The sequence below is a fragment of the Arthrobacter sp. zg-Y1143 genome, from assembly GCF_030125565.1.
Taxonomy (GTDB): domain Bacteria; phylum Actinomycetota; class Actinomycetes; order Actinomycetales; family Micrococcaceae; genus Arthrobacter_B.
On the sequence record NZ_JASKLW010000010.1, the window covers coordinates 68489 to 85635 of the forward strand.

Consider the following 17147-nt stretch of genomic DNA (forward strand, 5'->3'; position numbering starts at 1 on the left):
CGCTCCCCTTGCTCGGTATCTTACAGGAGCACCCCTATAATCTGAGCTACCACTATCGGAATCCGGGGGTTCCACTTTTATATGTCCAGTCTCGAAGGCCGCATAGCAGCCCTTTTGGGTTTCAAAACGCAGTTGTACGAACTCAATCTCCGGAGGCGGCTGCTAATCAGCCAACTGCCCCTGGTTATTTCGGTTGCCGTGGCGCTTCCCATCGCGGCACTGGTGGACCCGGGTCTTTTTGGCAATACGGCCTTTCAATTCGGTCTGGTTCTGCTGGTTTTCCTTACGGCCGCGTGTGTGGCGATACCGTGGGAACGCCACCGGCCCCTGGCTTATTGGATCATTCCCGTGCTCGATTTCGCAGTAGTGGGCGGCCTGTACTACGACGGCCGCACCTCGGTCATCGGACTGAGTTTCCTGTCGATTTTCCCGGTTTTCTGGATGGCATGGTCCGGTTTGGCTCCACGCACGGCGGGGTTGCTGAGCTACGCCTGCACCACTTTGGTGCTGTGGGCGCCGCTGGTGACCACAGGAGCCTCGTCGCCCCGGGAACTGGCGGCACCCATGCTCATTCCGATCATCATGATGGGCACTTCAATGGTGGTTTCCACCGTTGAGCGCGATGGAAAAGTCCATCGCGCACGCCTGATGGAGGCGGAAGCACAGCTGCAGGGAAGCCTGCAGGAGACCCGTGTCCGTTCACAACTCCTGGACGGAGTGCTGGAGACCGTGGACGTGGGCGTGATGGCACTCGACGCCAAGGGCCGCACCATCCTGATGAACAGCCGGCAGCGAAGCAACCATGCCCTGGCCAACTTGGATGCCGGCTCGCCCGACGGCGAGAACGACCTCATCTTCGACCTGGACCAGGTAACCCGACTGCCCCATGCGCAGCGCCCCACGCAGCGGGCACTGCGCGAAGAATCCTTCTCCGACGTTATTGTGTGGGTGGGCGCCGGTGAACGCCAACGCGCCTTGGCGGTATGTTCACGGTCCCTGCGCGACAACGGTGAATTCTCCGGATCGGTCCTGGCCTACAGCGATGTCACCGACATGGTCAACGCCCTCAATGCCAAGGAAGACTTCGTGTCCAGCGTGTCGCACGAACTGCGCACGCCCCTGACATCGATCATCGGCTACCTCGACCTGGTCCTCGAGGACCTGGAGCCCGCGGCGGTCCCGGACCATATCCAAAGTGCACTGCAGGTGGCCCAGCGCAACGCCGAACGCCTGCTGCTTTTGGTGGCCGACCTGCTGACCACCGCTTCCGGAACCATGCACCTGCACCGCAGGGACACCGACGTCGCCGAACTGGTCCGGGCGAGCCTGGACAGCGCCAGACGCCGGGCCGAGGCAGTAGATGTGGCCCTGAAGTGTGATTGCGAGCCGGGCCTGGAAGCCACGGTGGACCCGGACCGGATTTCCCAGGTGCTGGACAACCTCCTCTCCAACGCCATCAAGTACTCCCCCGACGGCGGCACAGTCACGGTCCGCTCCCGCCGGGCGGAGGGGAACCTTCTCCTGGAGGTCCAGGACAACGGCATTGGCATGAGCGAGTCGGACCAGCGGGACGTGTTCACGAAGTTCTTCCGGACCGGGCAGGTCAAAAAGGCCGCGATCCCCGGGGTGGGCCTCGGACTGGTCATTACCAAATCCATTGTGGAAGCCCACGGGGGACGGATTTCCTTCGTTTCAGAACTGGGCAGGGGCACTACGTTTCGGGTCGAGATTCCCGTGCACACGGCCGCGGATATCCCATTGCCTGTTTACTAACCGGGCCACACCCTCACCGGCGCCAGACAGGGCCGGTACTCAGCTTCCGCACGCCCGCTACTTGGATTCTGCCGTGTGGATAGGGCCTGAACCCAGACGATAGGCTGGTGGGGACTTCATCCGCCGGATCCATAGGGGAAATGTGCGTCTTTCAGTCATCGGCTGCGGCTACCTCGGCGCCGTTCATGCCGCATCAATGGCCAAACTGGGGCACGAGGTCATCGGGATCGACGTCGACCAGTCCAGGGTGGACGAGTTGTCCGCCGCGAGGGCACCCTTCTTCGAGCCGGGGCTTCCCGAACTGCTGGCCGAAGCCGAGGCCACCGGCCGGCTGAAGTTCAGCACGGACATGGCGGACGCCGCCGGGGCGGATGTCCACTTCATTTGTGTGGGTACCCCGCAGCGGAAAGGCGAATACGCCGCGGACCTGCGCTACGTTGATGCCGCCGTTGCCGGCCTCGCGCCATACCTCAAGCCCGGCAACGCGGTGGTCGGCAAGTCCACCGTTCCCGTTGGCACGGCGGCGAGGCTGGCCGAGCAGCTGGAGGAAGACGCGCCCGGGGCCGTACTGGTGTGGAACCCCGAGTTCCTGCGGGAAGGCCATGCCGTCCAGGACACCCTCTCCCCCGACCGGTTTGTGTACGGCGTGCCCGCCGGCCCCGCCGGTGAAGCCGCAGCCGCTGCCCTGGACGAGGTCTATGCCGTTCCCCTGGCCACGGGCACGGCCCGCTTGGTGGTGGACTATGCCACCGCTGAACTGGTGAAGACGGCCGCCAACTCTTTCCTGGCCACCAAGATCAGCTTCATCAACGCGATGGCCGAGGTATGCGAGGCTTCCGGAGCGGACGTAACTGCGCTTGCTGACGCGATCGGCATGGACGAGCGGATCGGGCGGAAGTTCCTCAATGCCGGAGTCGGGTTCGGGGGCGGCTGCCTGCCCAAGGACATCCGTGCGTTTATGGCACGTGCCGGTGAGCTGGGTGCCGATCAGGCCCTGACTTTCCTCCGCGAGGTGGATGCCATCAACATGCGCCGCAGGTCCAAGGTCGTGGAAATGACGCGGGATATCTGCGGCGGTTCGCTGCTCGGCAAACGCGTCACCATTCTCGGTGCCGCCTTCAAACCGGACAGCGACGATGTCCGGGACTCGCCTGCCCTCAGCGCAGCCGCGCAGCTGCAGCTGCAGGGGGCAACCGTCACGGTCACCGATCCCCAGGCCCTGCAGAACGCCAAGGGACGCTTCCCGGAACTCAACTATGAACCGGTTACGGAAAACGCCATGCAGAACGCCCACGCCCTGGTCCTCCTGACCGAGTGGAAGGAGTACCGGAGCCTGGATCCGGTAGCCACCGCAGCCATGGTGGCGGAGAAGAACATCATTGACGGGCGCAACGTCCTGGACTCCGGCCGTTGGCGGGCGGCCGGCTGGAATTACCGGGGCATGGGCCGTCCCTAGTCCTCCTCCAGCACCTGTTTCCACCAGGCACGGAGGTTCTCCCGGAAGATAGCGGCGGTGTACTGCTCCTCGTAGGCGCGCCGCGCCAGCCGGCCCATCGCCAGGGCCCGGGGACGGTCCACCTGCCGCAGGACGGTAGCCAGGCCGGCCGTGTCGCCGGGCTCGTACAGCCAGCCGGTAACGCCGTGGGTCACCACATCGGCCAGCCCGCCGGCGTTGCTTCCCAGGACGGGTTTGCCCCGGGCGAACGCTTCAATGGCCACCAAACCAAACGGCTCCGGGCTGGTGGACGGGACCACCATCACATCTGCCGCGTCCACGTAGGGAGTAATGTCCGGAACTTCTCCCACCACCCGCACTGATTCGGGTTGCCGCAGCCCGGCAGCCATGGCCGCGACGTCCACGGCGTTCCCGGTGGCCGGCGGGCCGCCCAGGATGCTGAGCGTTCCCGGCGGATCCCCCGCGTCCCACGCGGACAGCAGGCACTCATGGCCTTTCCACGTATTCCACCGCCCTGCCATCACAAAACGAAGCGGTGTCCCGGCAGGGCCGTCCGGCTGTGCCTCCGGCCCAGTTTCCTCCGGCCCGCCGTGTCTTTGCGGGGCGGGCAGGTCCTCCACCCCGTTGGCAATAACGTGCACTTTATGCCGCAGGGCCGGCGGCACGGAATCCGCACAGGCGCGGGAAATAGCTATCCAGTCCGTGGCAAACCGGGACAGGATCCGCAGTACCACTGCTTCGGGTCCGGACCATATTTCCTGGATATGCAGTACCACCCGGGGAATGCGCAGCATCCGGGCAATGGGAGCCAGCAACAGGAGCGCACTGGTGGAGCAGTAGAGTACCTGCGGGCGCAGCCGAATCAATGCCGGCAGCACTGAAGCCAGCTGACCGGCAAGCAGGAGCAGGCCGCGTACCGAAATCAACCGCCGTCGAAGCACCGGCATATTCCGCCGGACGTGGCGGAATCCGAGGCGTCCCAATTCGTCACTGAGCTGTGCACCCTGTGCCGGGCCGGCGTCGGCCCCCGGGGTGCGCGGCAGCCACACCACGAGGTCCTCCCTGCGATTGGGCGGCACCGACTGCACCACTTGGAGCAGCACCCGGTCTGCGCCGTACATCTCGTTGGAAGAGTGCACACACAGAATGCCCGAGCGGGCTCGTAACGGTCTGCCCAGGCGCATGCGTGTCTCCCCGTGTCGTGTGCGTACAAACAGGCTAGGAAGCTGCCCGCCGCCCGCGGAACACTCGTTTGCTACCTACGGGAGTACTTTCAGCCGTTTACCCGTACCTACCTAGTCAGGCCCTGGTCCGAGGACCGGTTGCTGCGGTGCCCCAGCCGCCGGCGGCCTGTTAGCATCCTGCGTTCGGCGGTCCGCTTCGCCTGCCCGCGCTTCGGCCCGACCTCTGCCCCCCGACCGCTTGCCTAGCCCGAGGTGCACGTATGTCCGACACCACCGCACAGGCCTCCTCCAACCCGCGTCCGGCCCGGTTGACGCCGTCGGGCACCCTGCGTCCCACCCACCGAACCGCGGTAGGTGCCGCGCCGGTCCTAGTGGGTCTCATCGCGGTGGCGGTGTCCCTGTTCCTGGCCTGGCAGCCCGCATTGTGGACGGATGAAGCGGTGACCATTTCCGCTGCGTCCCGAAGCTGGTCCTCGCTGTGGTCCATGCTCGGCGAGGTGGACGCGGTGCACGGCGCCTATTACGCGCTGATGCACCTGTGGGGCTCGGTCTTCGGCTATTCCGAAGCGGCACTGCGCCTGCCCAGCGCCATCGCCGTCGGCTTCGCAACCGCAGGACTGTACCTGGCGGCCCGGGCGCTGGACGGGCCCCGCACCGCGTTTGCCGCAGCAGCCGTTTTTGCGGTCCTGCCCAGGACCACCTGGATGGGGATGGAGGGACGGTCCTTCGCTCTCAGCACCGCCGTCACGGTTGCCCTGAGCTGTGCTCTGCTGGCCGGTGTCAGCAGGCGGCGCCGGCGCTGGTTTGTGCTCTATGGCCTGCTCGCGGCAATAGGTGTCATCCTCAACATCTACGTCCTTTTGGCCGTGGTTTCCCACGGCCTGTACATATTGCTGCTTCCACGGGCCCGCCGGGCATTGCTGGCATGGTCTGCCGCTGCGGCGGGCGGCGTGCTGGCAGGGGCTCCGGTGGTGGTTGCAGCGGTCCGCCAAGCGGGGCAGCTGGGAACCCCTGACCTCACCCTGCAGCAGTTGGCACGAAAGGTACTGGTGGACCAGTGGTTCCTGGGTGAAACACCAACAAACGCTGCAGTCTCCGGGTCCGGGAACGGGCTGTGGCAGCCCGCCGCGGTGATCCTGGCCGGTGCCGCATGGCTGCTGGCCGCACGTGCCCTGCGGGCGCCGTCCCGGCCGCTGCTGGCCTTCGCGCTGCCGCTGCTCTTAGTGCCTACCGCAGCTCTTGTGCTTTACTCGCTGGCCGCCTCACCCATCTACAATCCCCGCTACCTGTCCCTGACGGTCCCGGCCATGGCCCTGCTCATCGGAGCGGGCCTTGCGCGCCTGCGGAGCCCCCGGGCAGTGGCCGCCCTTGGCCTGCTGTGCGCGCTGATCCTGCCGGTCTACCTCTCACAACGGAGCGAGGGAGCGAAGGACTCGTCCGACTGGGCCCGGGCGGCCGGCTATGTGCAGGCCCACGCCAACCCGGGGAACGGCATCTACTTTGGACCGCGGCGGCCCCCGGAAGGGCCGCTGGTGGATCAGACCCAGCGCCGCATCAGCACCGCGTATCCGGAGGCCTTCGAGGGCCTGCGGGACGTGACGGTCCTGGCAACGGGCGAAGCGGACGGCAGCTTGGACGGGACGTCGCTGCGGCTTCAGGACAGTACCTCCCGGATCAAAGACATTAACCGGATCCTTGCCGTCCGCCGCGCCGACTACCCGCCGGAGCTGACAGCTGCGGAAGACCGCTGGTTAGTCGAGCAGGGGTTCACGGCCGTGGACGCCTGGTCCGGAACCACCAACCGCATCACCGTGTTTGAGCGGAAGAGCGGCGGCAGCAGTTAGGCGGCACAACGACGGCGCGGCTCAGGCCGCGCTGAGCACCGCATCTTCCAGGGCCACCCAGGCCAGCATGGCGCACTTGACCCGGGCCGGGTAGCGGGAAACACCGGCGAAAGCTGCCGCGTCCCCCAGTACTTCTTCGTCCGGTTCGATGGTTCCACGGGACCGCATCAGCTCACGGAAGTCCTGCACCAGTGCGAGGACTTCCTGCCGGTCCAACCCTGCGGCCATGTCCGTCAGCACTGATGCCGAAGCCATCGAGATAGAACAGCCCTGTCCTTCCCAGCTCACCGCATCCAGCCGGGATCCGTCCATCACCGCGCGGAGGGTGATTTCATCACCGCAGGTCGGGTTCAGCTGGTGGGACTCTCCGGACCCGGCACCGGCAGGAACGTCCAGCAGCCCGTCGCCGTGCCGGTCCTTGGCATGCTGCAGGATGATCTGCTGGTAGAGCTGCTGCAGGTCGGAACTCATTTACTTCACCCCAAAAAATGGCCGGACGCCGGCTACCGCGGCAAGGAAGGCATCGACGTCGTCCGTTGTGTTGTACAGGTAGGTGCTGGCCCGGGTGGTGGATACCAGTCCCAGCCGGCGGTGCAGGGGCTGGGCGCAGTGGTGGCCCACCCTGACGGCAATGCCCTGGTCATCCAGGAACTGCCCGACGTCATGGGAATGGACGCCCTCGACGTCGAAGGCCGCCAGCCCGATCCGTTCGACGCCCGCCTTCGGACCCAGTACGCGGATGCCCTCGATCTGCTCCAGTCCGCTGACCAGGCGTCGTCCGAGTTCAGTTTCCCAGGCATGGATGCGCTCCATACCGGTTTCCTGCAGGTAGTTCACCGCCGCGGCCAGGGCCATGGCCTGGGAAATGCGCTGGGTGCCCGCTTCGAACCGCTGGGGTGCAGGAAGGTACTCCGCCTTGTCCATGGTCACGGTAGTGATCATGGAACCGCCCGTGAGGAACGTGGGCATGGCGTTCAACAGGTCCGCCTTGCCGTACAGCACGCCGATCCCGGTGGGGCCGAGCATCTTGTGGCCGGAGAACGCGGCGAAGTCCACGTCGAGCGCTTTGACGTCCACCGGCAGGTGCGGCACGGACTGGCAGGCATCCAGCACCACCAGGGCTCCGTGCCCGTGCGCCATCTTTACCAGGGTTTGCACCGGGTTGATGGTGCCCAGGACGTTGGAGGCGTGAGAGAACGCCAGGATGGCGGTGCGGGGACCAATAATGTTCTCCGCTTCCTCCAACAGGAGTGCCCCAGTGTCATCCACCGGAATGTACCGGAGGGCGGCACCCGTGCGGAAAGCCAGTTCCTGCCAGGGAATCAGGTTGGCGTGGTGCTCCATTTCCGTCACCACAATCTCGTCCCCCGGGCCCAGGGCGAAGCGCCTGGCGGCGGCACCTCCGCGGCCCAGCGAGGCGTTGGAGAACGCGTAGGTCAGCAAGTTCAGCGCCTCTGTGGCGTTGGAGGTCCACACAATTTCGTCCGGCCGCGCGTTAATGAAACCGGCTACGGTTTGCCGGGCGTCTTCGTAAACGTCGGTGGCGGCAACTGCCAGCGTGTGGGCGCCGCGGTGGACGGCGGAGTTGCGCTGCTCGTAGAACTCCTGCTCCGCTTCAATCACGCTCAGCGGGTTCTGGGACGTGGCCCCGGAGTCCAGGTACACCAGCGGATGGCCGTTGACCTCTTGGTGCAGGATGGGGAAGTCGTTGCGGATGCGTTCAACTTCGGCGTTGTCCATCGGGCCTTCGGCATGGCGGAGGCTGACTGGAGTGGAAACCACGGGCACGGAAGACTCCTAGAAGGGAAAGGTGTGCACCATTACGCAACACGACTATGCCCTAATCATTCCACGCTGCACCCCGGTGTGCACCTGAGCACTGCCTTAGTTCGCCGCCGGCTTGCTCCGAATGGACCGGAACTCCACGGCCGGCGGCCCGTCGTAGTTCCGGCATAGGAAAAAGTAACCGCCCCGATACGTGTTGTTGCGGGCGGACACCGTCCGTTCTCCGTCCCCGTCCAGCCGTGCCACGGATACTTCGTCCGGGGTTACGCGCACCTCGTAACGCATCCAGTCCCCCGGCACCGGCCGCGTTGCCGCGCTACTGCCCAGCACGTAGCCGGAAATCTCGCCGGCCTGGCGTCCGAAGAGTTCCATGGTGCCGTCCGTCCGCTGCACGAAGTGGTACCCGCCGGAGGACGCAGCCTCCCGGATGCGGTAGGGCGCGTCATTTGCCTGGCCGAAGGCGAGCCCGGCGTGCCCGGCCTCGTCGGGAAGCTTGTCCGGCCAGCGCATTTCAAAGGAGATCCTGTACCCCGCTTCGCCGTTGAGCGGACACATGGATCCCATGCAGTAACTCGCCTTGACCGGATGGTCCAGCCGGATCGAGGCTGTGGCCGGTTGGATTACCGGCTGATGGGTCCAAGCCAGTGCATAGGGCAGGTCGCCGGCTGCACGCACTCCGCCGGCAAAAGAGTCGGCGTCCGCCCGGGGCGCATCGGTGGTGACATAAGGGAGGTTCGCGCAAATGATGCCGCGGGCACCGAGGCGCACCATGCGGTCCCGTTCGAATCTGGTGTGGATGTCCCAGGTCAGCACGGGCTTGCCATATTCCACGGCCCGTTCCACCTCGCCGTCCGGGGCGCTCCAATGCAGTCCCACCAGGTCGAACCGCTCGGCCAGCTGCGCCGTGAGCTTGACGGATTCGTCTTCTGCGAAGTAGCCCCATGTCAGGTAGCCGCGTTCTTTCACTGCTGGGGTTTGCCGGGCGGTACCGGACTGCTTCCACACAAAGTGCCGTGTGGGTTCCGGATACTTGTCCATGATGTCGAGCAGGTCTGCGGGGTCGCCGGATGCCTTGTCCTCCAGAAAGATCACGCACGACGCCGCGTACTGGTCCAGCACATCCGTCAGCTTGGGCAGCGGCACCCCGGGACTGTTCGGGCCCAGCCAGGCTTTAGCGTTGTTGGACAGTTCCAGCAGTTCCTCGTAGGTGCTCCGGGCGATTTCCTTGTCGACGCCGGTCATGCGGAGTGTATTGGGGTCGTGGTGGCAGACGAACACATTGTCCGATGTCCGGTGCACGGAAATTTCCAGTGCCTCGGCCCCTGCCTCGACCGACCGCCGATAGGCTTCCGCCGTGTGTTCGGGCCAGTTGTCCTGTGACCCCCGGTGGGCAGCGTAAAAGGGCTCGCGGGTCAGCAGGTCCTCCACCGTTGCGATGCTGTTCGCAGCGGGCGGGGCCACCCGCGCCCCTGCATGGCACCCTGTGGCCGCCATACCCAGGCCTGCCCCGGCCAGCAGGAGCACTCTGCGGCGCGAAATCCCAGCACCAGTGGCACCGCCGGAGCCGGCAGGAACCAGCTGCACGTGCCCGTGCCCGTGCCCGTTCATTCCGTTCCGGCTGCCCGGGCCGGAACGGCTGCCAGCGGCGCCGGTCTTGCGTGAGGATGGACCCCGACGGAGGACTCCCCCGTCCCGAGGTGCCGTCCGGCGCCGCTCGGCCTGTCGGTTTCCACTCGGCGGTCACCTTCGGCTACCACCAGGGCAATGACGGTCCACAGCAGGATGGCTGCGGCTGAACGCGTGGCCAGTCCGCTGTAGGTCTGCGGAATGGCAATCGCCAGCAGGCCGGCGACGGCCAGCCCGCTGCGCAGCGTGCGGCGGAAGGTGATCAGCACGAGCACAGCAAGCAGGCCGAAGTACAGCATGCTGAAGAACAGTCCAAGGTCCACCCCGTACATCAGGAAGGAGTTTTCCAGGCTGGTGCCCAGCCCTCCTTGTTCTGCCACCCGGTAGCTGCCGCTGATGCCCTGTCCTTCAAAGAGAAACTCGGGCCACCTCTTCAACACGGTAAGGACTGCAGAGGTTCGGGCGGCAGCCGAACCGTTGTCATCCTCCAACCGGTGAAGCAGTCCTTCGGCGAGGGGCCCGGAGAGGGCCCAGACCACCAGCGCACCCAGGACACCCACCAGGCCGACGCGGGCCGCAACGGGTTTCCGCGTGGCTGCCGCCACGTAAAGGACCACTGCTGCAATAACAACCAGTCCAACCCTGGACTGGCTGACCAGGATGCCCGCTCCGAACAGGGCAAGCAAGGCAACCTGCTGCCATACACGCCGCAGGGTAACGGTCAGCGGTGCCGCCACGCAGGCCGCCAGGGATAGGGTGAGCGGCTGGTCCAGCAGACCCATCCATCTAGGGCCCTCGGGGTTGAACCAGTATCTGGTCTGGAAGCCCTCCTCATAAAACAGGACGTTCCCGGTTACGCGCTGGGCCAGTGCGACCAGGCAAACGAACGCGGCAAGCGCCAGCAGCCCGTTGCGCAGCCACGGCACCACCCGCGCGTCGCGGGCGGCGTTGCCCACCACGAACAGGAAGAACAGCACCGGGGCCACGATCTGGTCTACAAGCAGGATGCCGCCCTCGCCCTCCCCGTTGACGGCAGTACTGAGAATGGCAGCCCCCAGCACGGTGGCCAGCACCACTACTGCGTAGATGTGGCGCGCTGCAGCGTCGGCCAGCACATGCGGTTCAAAGGCCAGCTGGACAACCAGGATTGCGAAGATCAGCCAGGTGGCGGCATGGATTGAAAGCCAGCCGTCCGCCTGGCCCGTCAATAGATAGCTGCCGGCAGCCGGAACCGTGAACCAGAGGCCCACGACGGCGAGCGCCGCTGCCGCAGGATGCCTGCGCAGCACCACGGCTGCCACAACGCAGATGAGGATCCAGGGAAGAAGCTGCATCTAGGCCGCCTTCCGCCACAGCATGCCCAGCGTGAAACAGCTAGTGTGCAACATCTGCCGGTTGTTCCCGCGTCGTCTGCCGCGCCGCGGGCATGTGCTCCCTGCCGCGTGAGCGGGCCACCACCAGGAGTACGCCTGCCGAAAGTCCCAAAAGCCCGCCGATGGCCAGATTCACCAGCGGCCGCGGCCGGACCGGTTCCTCGGAGGTGGAAGGGCCGGACACCACGTTCAGGACCGTTTCGGCGGATGTTCCGCTTTCCAGGTCACTGACCATGTTGCCGAACGTGCCGGCAATCTGGGTGGCGATCTCGTCTGTTGTCTCCCGCTCCGGGTCCCGGACGTTCACAGTCAACGTCAGTGTGTCCGGGTCTCCGATCCCCGTGATGCTTTTCGTGACGACCTCAGCGTCCAGGTCAACGCTGCTCGCACTGACTATCCGGTCAATGAACTGCTCACTGGTCAGCAACGCGGCGTAGGCGGTGATCCTGCCGCGGACCAGTTCATCCGATTGGAGTGCACTCTGCCTTTCGGTGCTGGGTGCCACCACATAAAAAGTGACGGTGCTCTGATACAACGGCTGCACCAGAGCCGTGACGATCATTCCCCCGCCCAATCCAAGGGCCAGGCACAGCAGTACCACCCACCAGCCCCGAACCAACGCACGTGCATAATCCACAAGTTTCATAGCGAGACCCAATCCCTCGACGAGTGAAATCCCGCAATTTGTACCACGCCGTCCGTACGTGTTTGGGGGTCCTGAATACTGCTCTTTTCCGAACAATTACTTACCGTTTCCGGCAGCGCAAAACACTCTGGACGGCACCCGCTCCAGCACATACTGTTCCGTTCCGATGCAGGTCTCCCCCCGCCCGGATCCTCTTCCCGGCAGGGGATTCACCGCCGGTGTGCCTCCGGGCTCCGGCCAAGGGGGTAACGCAGTGACGGACTCAAACGCCGTACGTGACGGCAGCGCAGGTCCCGGCGGGGAAAGCCGCATGGGGGCGCGCTCAGCCAGCGGTGTTCGCTGGAGCCTGCTGGCGGTCATGTCCAAGCAGGGCTTCCAGATGCTCTCCGCAGTGGTCCTCGCACGCCTGCTGGGACCTGAAAGCTACGGGGTTATCAGCGTCGCCAGCCTCTACATCGTATTCACCACGCTCCTGATGGACCAGGGGTTGTCCTCCGCCCTGATCCAACGCCCCCGCCTCAGCCGCCGCGCGGCCGGCGCCACCTTCACGCTGAACATCGCTCTCGCCGTCGCCGTCGCCGCGCTGACCTGGTTCTGTGCCCCTGCCATTGCCGGATTCTTCCACGTGGACGGACTGGCCGGGCTGTTGCGGCTTATCGCCCTTGCCCTCCCGCTCAAGGCCCTGAGCATCACTCCCCGGGCACTGCTCTCCCGCGACCTGCGCTTCCGGGGCATCGCTGCCGCCGACGTCGGTGCCGCGGTCATGGGCTGCGCCGCCGGTATTGCCGCAGCTGTTGCCGGTGCCGGCTACTTCGCCGTGCTTTACCAAACGGTGCTCACCGACCTGGTCACGGCCGGAGTGCTCCTTGCCTGCACCCGCGGCCCGGCACCCAACCTGCACCTCGGCGAGGTCCGGCCCCTGCTGGGTTTCAGCATCGGCGTGTTCGCCACCAACGGGCTGGCCTACTTCTCCCGCAACGCAGACAACATCCTCGTGGGACGGGTGCTGGGCGTCGCTTCCCTGTCGCTGTATGCCATGGCTTACCGTGTGCTGGTGGTGCCGGTCCAGTTGATCGGACAAACCGTCAACAGGGTGATGTTTCCGGCCTTTTCCCGGCTTGCCGCGGACCGTGCGCAGGTTGCCGCGCAGCTGCAGGCTGCCATGTCGCTGCTGGCGGCCTGCGTTATACCGCTGATGGCCTTCGTGGCCTGTGCCGCTCCCGCCCTGGTGCACCTGCTGCTTGGGGATGAATGGCTCGCCGCCGCACCGCTGATGAGCGTCCTGGCCATTGGGGGCGCCCGGGAAACGGTGTTCTACATTGCCCCGTCGCTGATGAAAGGGCTGGGCAAGGCCGGGCTGAACCTCCGCTACGAGCTGCTGGCCACGGCTGCGCAGCTTGGCGGTATTGCTGCCGGGCTCCAGTTCGGCCTCATGGGAGTGGCCGCGGGTTACACAGCAGCCGGTTTTGCCCTGACGCCGGTACTGATGTTCCTGCAGTCCCGGCTCTCAGGTGTGGGTATCGGGGCGCAGGTGCGGATCCTCTGGCCCCCGGTGCACGCCAGCCTCTGGGGCAGCGCCGCGTACCTGACGCTGGGCCGGGTGCTGCCCGGACCCGGCATCGAGTTGTCGATGGGATTGGCGGTCTTTGTGTGCACCGCCGCCGGAGTGCTGTTCCTGGCCCACCGCCGCACCGTGCGTTTCCTTTTGCCGCTGTTCCGCCGGCTGTTGCGGCCACGCAATCCAGTACCTGTCCGAGGAGGCCAAGCATGACCACACCTGCTCCCGGTGCCGAACCCCGGGTTCCTGCTCCCCCGGCGGCGGCAGGCCCGGTTCCCGCTCCGCTGGGTACGCTGCAGGCGCAGCTCATCATCGCGGTCCTTACCTACAAGCGGCCGGAGGACCTCGCCGTCGCCCTGCCGCGGCTTCTTGCCCAGGCCCGCAGCGCGCCGGTTCCAGCCCAGGTACTGGTGGTGGACAACGATCCCGACGGCGGTGCCCGCGCCACCGTAGCTGCCGCCGGCGACTCACACCTGGTCTACGTCCACGAACCCCGGCCGGGCATCGCCGCTGCCCGCAACCGTGCGCTCCGGGAGGCCTACGCCGTCGCGGATCTGCTGGCCTTTATCGATGATGATGAAGTGCCCTCGGAACAATGGCTGGACCGGCTGTCCGCCCTGCAAAAAGAGTCCGGGGCAACCGCCGTGGTCGGTCCGGTCCTCTCCGAGTACGAGGTGCAACCCGATGAATGGATCACGGCCGGAGACTTCTTCCGGCGGCGCCGGCTGGCTACCGGTTCCGTCCTCAGCGTGGCCGCAACCAACAACCTGCTCCTGGACCTGAACCGGATCCGGTCCCTTGGCCTGGAATTCGACGAACGCTTCGGACTCAGCGGCGGATCGGACACCCTGTTCTCCCGGCAGCTGGTCCGCGCGGGCGGAAAAATGCTGTGGTGCGACGAGGCTGCGGTTGTGGACCGTGTGCCCGCATCCCGGCTGACGCGCCGGTGGGTGTTGCTTCGGGCGTTCCGAAGCGGCAATTGCCATTCGCGGGTAGCGCTGGCCACCAGCCCTACCGCAGGTGCCCGGGCCGCTGCCCGGATCCGGCTCCTGGGTCCGGGGACGGTGCGTTGCGCGGGAGGAGGAGCCCGGTGGCTGCTCGGAGCGCTTCTGCGGTCCCCGGCGCACAATGCCAAGGGTTTGCGGACTGCGGCGCGGGGAGCGGGTATGGTCACGGGTGCCTTCGGCTATGTCTTCAGCGAGTACAAACGCAAGTGAGTCCCGTGCCAATTGAGTCCCGTGCCAATTGAGTCCCGTGCAGGGGACCAGAGGCGCAGCCATAAGCGCACAGCCATAAGCGGACAGCGAAAAGCGGGACCGGCTCCAGGGCCGGTCCCGCTTCCGGTTTCACTTATCCATCCGCGTTTTGATCCGCGGCTGGACCCCTACTGGGCCGTGACCCGCAGGTTGTCAAAGGCTGCCGTCACAGGGACGTTGGTGGTGCTCCCTGAGATGTAGCCCGTCAGGGCAACTGTTCCGGGCTGCTGCAGCCCGGCAGTGGTGTCCGTTGCCGTGACTGTCCATGCTGACGGCTCGGAGCCGCCGGCCGGCCAGACCTTAATACCGAGCGCGGTGGACCCCGACCCTACTGCCGAGAAACGAACAGCCAACTGGCTTCCCGCCGCGTACGTCAGCCCGGGTACGGTCTTGGTGGCCACCTTCGTGGAGGTTCCGCCGGCCACCCGGACCAGGTCCACGGTTACGGCCCCTGCCGCCGAAACCTTGACCACACCCTGGTATTCACCGGCGGCAGCCTTGCGGGCCGCAATGGTCAGAAACGCTCCGCCGCCGTTGGGTACCTTGTCCAGCGCAGTGTCCACCCTGACCGCGGAATCCTGCTGCGCCAGGTTGAGCCGAGCGGTCAGGCCGAGTCCGGCCTTGTTCAGGGACATCTTTCCTGCCCCGTCGACCGACCACAGGCCGGCGGAGCCGGTATGCGTCCAGGCCCCGCCGGTGGCGGCTGTGCCCCACCCGCCGCTGCCGGTCCGTCCGAAGTCATCCGAGGCCCCTGCGCCAGGCTGCGGCTGGGGCTCCGGTTCGGGCACTGGCCCGCCGGGCGCCCCTACGGGCACGTTGACCCGAAGGATGTCGCTCTTGACGGTGTTGCCCAACGGATCCGTGGCCACAATGCGGTAGCTGTGCTCCCCCGCTGCAAGCCCGGTGTTGGTGAAACTCAGGTTGGGCCGGTTGTAGAACCGCGAGGTTTGCGTAGTGGTGTACACGGGTGTGGGGTTGCTGTCCCGGATCACCTGATAGGTCAGGGACTCATTGTCCCGGTCCCAGTTGGACTTCCAGTCCACCTGGACTGTTCCTGCGGATTTATACGTCAGCGTGGGGTTGAACTTGGCTCCGCTGACCCGCGGGCCGTCGGCATTGGGGGCAACTTGCCGGACGGCGAACCGCACCAGCCCCTGCTGCGGTTTGTTGTTGACGTTGCGGAACTCGCCCGCCATGGTCACATACTGCTCGTTTCCGGCCACTGCCCACGGTCCCTGGCTCTGGCCGCTGGCTGTGCCGGTATCCAGGTCGGGGAACCAGTTGAGCATGCTCGGAGAGGCAATCCCGGTGAAGGACGGCCAGCCCTGCGTGTCCTTCGCCATAACCCCCGTGGCGGCTTTGCTGAACGCCACGGCCCGGTGCTCAACCCGCGGGTTTACTTCCGGGAATCCGCCGAAGTTCCGGCAGTCATGATTATGTCCGGCAACGTAGACAGCGGTGGAGGAGGCCCATACGCCGTAAGTGTCGCCGTGGCAGTCCTCCACCCACTGCAGGTTGCCGTCCCCCCACTTGCCGGAGAAGGATCCCTCGAGGTTACCGGTCCCGTTGGATGCCCGGTAGATGTAACCGGTGCCGTAGAAGTTCGTTCCGTCGGAGGAAAGCGAGAGGATGGCCGCATTGGTTCCGGAGTTGCGGACGGTGTTGTTCACGCCCAGAGACATGCTGGCGCCCGAAACCGCGTCCACCCGTCCCAAGCCGAAACCGGGGCGGGAGCTGCCGTTGAGCGTACCGAAGGCACCGCCGATGACCACTTGGCGGCCGTCGGGAGACACCACCAGCGCGTTAACCCGGTTGTCCGTCTTGGGATTCCAAGGCAGGAGTGCGCCGTCACCGGCGCGGAAGGCTGCCAGCCTGGAGCGGGAAACGGAGCCGACGTTACTGAAGATTCCACCCGCGTAAACCGTATCCCCGGCAGTGGCAATGGCACGGACCGTGCCTCCGACCTTCGGATTGAAGCTGGAGATCACGGAACCGTCGGCCGCGTTCAGCGCGACGATCCGTGAGCGGGCCGTGCCGTTCACCTGGGTGAATTCGCCGCCCACGTAGATCCGTGATCCGTCCGGGGACGCAGCAATGCTCAGCGCCTGCCCGTTCAGGTTCGCGGTAAACGGCAGGAGTTCTCCCGTCGAGAGCCGGTACGCCAGGACATTGTTCCGGCTGACGGTCTGGCTTCCGGCGGCGGCACCTGCCGGGCGTGCCTTGCTGAACTTGCCGGCCACATACACGGTGTCGCCCACCACTACCTGTTGCCAGGCGACGCCGTCGAGCTGCGCGGTGGGCAGCGGATCTGAGGATACCGTTACCGGTGTTTTCGGGTCGGCGGGGTTGACCGGTGCAGTGTCCGCGCTGGCACCGCCGGCCAGTGCAGTGAGCACCGTAACCGTCAGGGCGCAGGTTGCTGCGAGCGCCGCAAGCTGGCGCAGGCCGCGGCCGGCCTGCCTGGTTCGGGAGCCCGGAACGGTGCGTTCCGGGCCTGTGGTTTCCGTGCTTCTATGCACGGCTGCTTTCTTTCTGTTCATTACGGTGTCCATCCGTTGATGGGTGCCATGCACCCGGGAGCAGTTGAAGCTGGACCGGTCTCCGGCCCAAGACAGCGGCCGGCCCCGGCCGCGCAACGTCTTCTTC

At 65.9% G+C, this 17147-nt stretch carries 12 protein-coding genes; 5 read left to right on the top strand and 7 right to left on the bottom strand.

The window, feature by feature from the left end:
* The first annotated feature begins 198 nt into the window (after positions 1–198).
* Together QNN98_RS12515 and QNN98_RS12520 are read left to right on the top strand one after the other, a co-directional pair.
* Positions 199–1773 carry a sensor histidine kinase gene (locus QNN98_RS12515; RefSeq protein ID WP_283997557.1) on the top strand — a complete coding sequence of 525 codons (1575 nt, stop codon included), beginning with the start codon at positions 199–201 and terminating at the stop codon, positions 1771–1773.
* A gap of 142 nt (positions 1774–1915) precedes the next feature.
* Positions 1916–3229: a UDP-glucose dehydrogenase family protein gene (locus tag QNN98_RS12520; RefSeq protein WP_227914155.1), complete on the top strand. Its 1314-nt coding sequence runs from the start codon at positions 1916–1918 to the stop codon at positions 3227–3229.
* Here the strand turns inward: QNN98_RS12520 and QNN98_RS12525 are convergent.
* Positions 3226–4368, bottom strand: a complete 1143-nt coding sequence (locus tag QNN98_RS12525) for a glycosyltransferase family 4 protein (protein ID WP_227926991.1) — start codon at positions 4366–4368, stop codon at positions 3226–3228. The two genes, QNN98_RS12520 and QNN98_RS12525, sit on opposite strands and share 4 nt — an antisense overlap.
* A gap of 305 nt (positions 4369–4673) precedes the next feature.
* On the opposite strand from QNN98_RS12525, the gene QNN98_RS12530 reads away from it, so the two are divergent.
* Positions 4674–6257 carry a glycosyltransferase family 39 protein gene (locus QNN98_RS12530; RefSeq protein WP_283997561.1) on the top strand — a complete coding sequence of 528 codons (1584 nt, stop codon included), beginning with the start codon at positions 4674–4676 and terminating at the stop codon, positions 6255–6257.
* Positions 6258–6278: 21 nt separating this feature from the next.
* On the opposite strand, the gene sufU is transcribed toward QNN98_RS12530, so the two are convergent.
* The 5 genes from sufU to QNN98_RS12555 form a co-directional block, all read right to left on the bottom strand.
* Positions 6279–6728: a Fe-S cluster assembly sulfur transfer protein SufU gene (gene sufU, locus QNN98_RS12535; RefSeq protein WP_227914152.1), complete on the bottom strand. Its 450-nt coding sequence runs from the start codon at positions 6726–6728 to the stop codon at positions 6279–6281.
* Complete coding sequence (locus QNN98_RS12540; RefSeq protein WP_283997563.1) at positions 6729–8045, bottom strand: aminotransferase class V-fold PLP-dependent enzyme; 1317 nt, start codon at positions 8043–8045, stop codon at positions 6729–6731.
* Positions 8046–8141: 96 nt separating this feature from the next.
* Entirely contained in the window at positions 8142–9536 is a 1395-nt protein-coding gene (locus QNN98_RS12545) for a glycerophosphodiester phosphodiesterase (protein ID WP_283997565.1), read from the bottom strand.
* A 110-nt stretch (positions 9537–9646) separates the two neighbouring features.
* Positions 9647–11002 (bottom strand): hypothetical protein, encoded by a 1356-nt coding sequence (locus QNN98_RS12550; RefSeq protein ID WP_283997567.1) that lies wholly within the window; start codon positions 11000–11002, stop codon positions 9647–9649.
* Positions 11003–11042: 40 nt separating this feature from the next.
* Positions 11043–11687, bottom strand: coding sequence for a YveK family protein (locus QNN98_RS12555; protein WP_283997569.1), 645 nt, complete (start codon positions 11685–11687; stop codon positions 11043–11045).
* Between the two features lie 253 nt (positions 11688–11940).
* On the opposite strand from QNN98_RS12555, the gene QNN98_RS12560 reads away from it, so the two are divergent.
* Together QNN98_RS12560 and QNN98_RS12565 are read left to right on the top strand one after the other, a co-directional pair.
* The gene (locus QNN98_RS12560) at positions 11941–13458 is read left to right on the top strand and encodes a lipopolysaccharide biosynthesis protein (RefSeq protein ID WP_283997571.1); all 1518 of its coding nucleotides are present in this window, start codon (positions 11941–11943) and stop codon (positions 13456–13458) included.
* A complete protein-coding gene (locus tag QNN98_RS12565; RefSeq protein WP_283997572.1) occupies positions 13455–14462 on the top strand; it encodes a glycosyltransferase family 2 protein in 1008 nt (335 codons plus the stop codon). The genes QNN98_RS12560 and QNN98_RS12565 overlap by 4 nt, the downstream gene beginning before the upstream one ends.
* 167 nt (positions 14463–14629) lie before the next feature.
* Here QNN98_RS12565 and QNN98_RS12570 read toward each other — a convergent pair whose 3' ends face one another.
* Positions 14630–17041: a WD40 repeat domain-containing protein gene (locus tag QNN98_RS12570; protein WP_283997574.1), complete on the bottom strand. Its 2412-nt coding sequence runs from the start codon at positions 17039–17041 to the stop codon at positions 14630–14632.
* Positions 17042–17147: the final 106 nt, after the last annotated feature.